We start from the raw sequence: 2,330 nt of genomic DNA on the forward strand, positions 1-2,330 counted from the left end.
CTTCGAGCGCCGACGCCACGACCTTCTCGCCCTGCTGCGCCTGGCTCTCGGCGCCCTCGGCCATGCCGGTCGCCTGGGCCGCCTCGCTCGCCGTCTTCTTCACCGTCCCGGCGAAGGCGCCGAGCTGGTTGGTCGCCATCGAGACGGCGTTGCTCTCCTCGCTGGTGCGCTCCGCCAGATCGGTGACGCCGTCGAGGATCTCGGTCGTCGCGCTGCGCACCGCCGCAACCGTCTCCGACAGCTTGGCGAGCGTGCTCTCGAACTCCTCGGCCAGCGCGTTGGTGCCGTTCTTCAGCTCGGCGAAGGCGCCCTGATACATCCCCTCGATGCGGGTCGAGAGATGCCCCGCCGACAGCTCCGCCAGAACCTCACAGGTCTCGGACAGGCCACCCTGCACCGTCTCCAGCAGTTCGTTGACCGAGCCCGCGAGCGCATTCAGCTCGGCGTCGGCAAAGTTCGCCTGGACGCGCCGGCTGAAGTCGCCGGCAGCGGCCGCCGCCACGACCTCGCCGAAGGCCGCGCCCAGCTCCGCCATCATCTCGCGGCGCTGCTCCTGCGCCCGCGCCTGGTCGGCGATCTTGGCGCTCTCCGCCTCGCGCAGCGCCACCGCATTGTCGCGGAACAGCAGCACGCTCTTCGAGATGTCGGAGATCTCGTCATTGCCCTTGATGTCGACCACCGTCTCCAGCGCGCCATCCGCGATCGCCCGCGTCGCCGCCCACAGACGGTTCAGCCGGCCGATGATCGCAGGACGGACGTAGAAGAGCGAGAGCGACAGGGCGATCAGCAGCGAGCCGATGCCGATGGCGCCGAGCCAGCGCTCGCTGTCATGGATCAGCGCGGCGCTCGACTGGCTCGCCGAAACGGCCTGGCCACGCGCATTCTCGACCAGCTTCTCGACTTGCCCGCGCAGCGTGGCGGCGGCGCCGTCGACAGTCTTCAGGGTCGTCGCAATCTCACCGAGCGTGGTCAGGTCGCGGTCGCGCATTTCGACGATGCCGTTGCGGCCCTCGCCCATGGCGATGACAGCCTCGACGACCTGACCGCGGAAGGCATTCGAGGAAGCGGCCTCGGCGGCCTGGAGTTCCATGCGGATGCGCATGGCCGTGGCCTTGAAGCGCTCGCGGGCGATCTCCAGCCTCGCCTTGTCGGGGGTCTGGGCGATCTCGCGCAGCATGCCCATCAGCTCGTTGACCTGCGCCTCGAGCTTGCGGGCGAAATCGAAGACGGGGAAGTCGCGGTCGTTGAGCGTCTTCATCGCGGCGTCGAGCTGCTCGCCCGACAGGCCCTTGATGCTCTCGATGCCCATGGTGACGTTGAAGCGGGCCTCGTCGGCTTCCGAACCGACGACACCGCTGAAGACGCGGCCGGCCTTGCCGAGGTCCTCGAGCAGGCGGTTCATGGCGGCCGCGTTGCGCATGCGCGCGCCGGTGAGGTCGTTGATCTCGTTGATGGTGCGCGACAGCTCGTCGACCGCCTGCTGGGTCGCCTTCATGTCGAGGCCGCTCAGCGCGGCGATCCGGCGGATCAGGTCGAACTGCCGCGCCTCGATGCGGTCGAGTTCGTTGGTCAGGGCCGCGCGCTGCTGGACATTCTCGACATCCATGAAGCGCGGCGCCAGCGCCGTCGAAAGCGTTGCGGCCTGCGAGAGTTCGAGCGCCAGTTCGACCATCGGCATCTTCTGGCCGGCCAGTTCCTGGACGGTCGTTCCGACACGGCCGAAGGAGAGCCAGGCGACGGCGGAGGCCACGAGCGTCAGGGCCGTCATCAGCCCTAGGGCCGCGTAGATCCGTGCGGCGATCCCGATACGCGCCTTCTGGCGCTGGCGGGCTGGCTTTCTGGCCTTCGTCATCGGTCGCTCTCCGGTAGGCAACGCGACACTCTGGATGACGAAGCTGGCGCGGGGCCTACGGCGGCCCGTGCCGGGCACGCCGATGGAAAAACACGTCGACCGCCCCCCAAGGCGATGACTGGTGCCCCCGAACCGCTCCGCACCCAGAACTGTCGGTGGGCGGGATCCTGTTCATGCGGAGAATTGGCCAGCCGCGCTTAAAGAACGTTTAAACGTGGATTCTTTTGAATCACTTCCGCAGAAGCCGGATTCAGCTTCCGTTAGGACATGTCTCCGGGATTTTTGTTCTCGAAGGCAGCATCGGCCCGTTGTGATGACGCCTTTCATCTGTCAGCCGGCCCAGGCGGGGTACCGCCCCACGGTGGCGAAGGCCCCGCTATGGGTGGATGGCGGGGCCTTCGGGTTTCGGTTGCCGCGGCGTTTCGGTTCAGGCCGCTTCGGCGATGGCGTGGGCCTTGCTGCCGCCATGGCCTTCGCG

1 protein-coding gene is annotated in these 2,330 nt (G+C 67.9%); it reads right to left on the minus strand.

Annotated features, from left to right (window positions below; translation table 11 throughout):
• The coding region (locus ACFPN9_RS28945) for a HAMP domain-containing protein (protein ID WP_377818002.1) at positions 1 to 1,852 on the minus strand (1,852 nt) is incomplete at its 3' end.
• Positions 1,853 to 2,330: the final 478 nt, after the last annotated feature.

Origin of the sequence: Allobosea massiliensis (assembly GCF_042655245.1) — a bacterium.
In the GTDB taxonomy this organism is placed as follows: Bacteria; Pseudomonadota; Alphaproteobacteria; order Rhizobiales; family Beijerinckiaceae; genus Allobosea; species Allobosea massiliensis.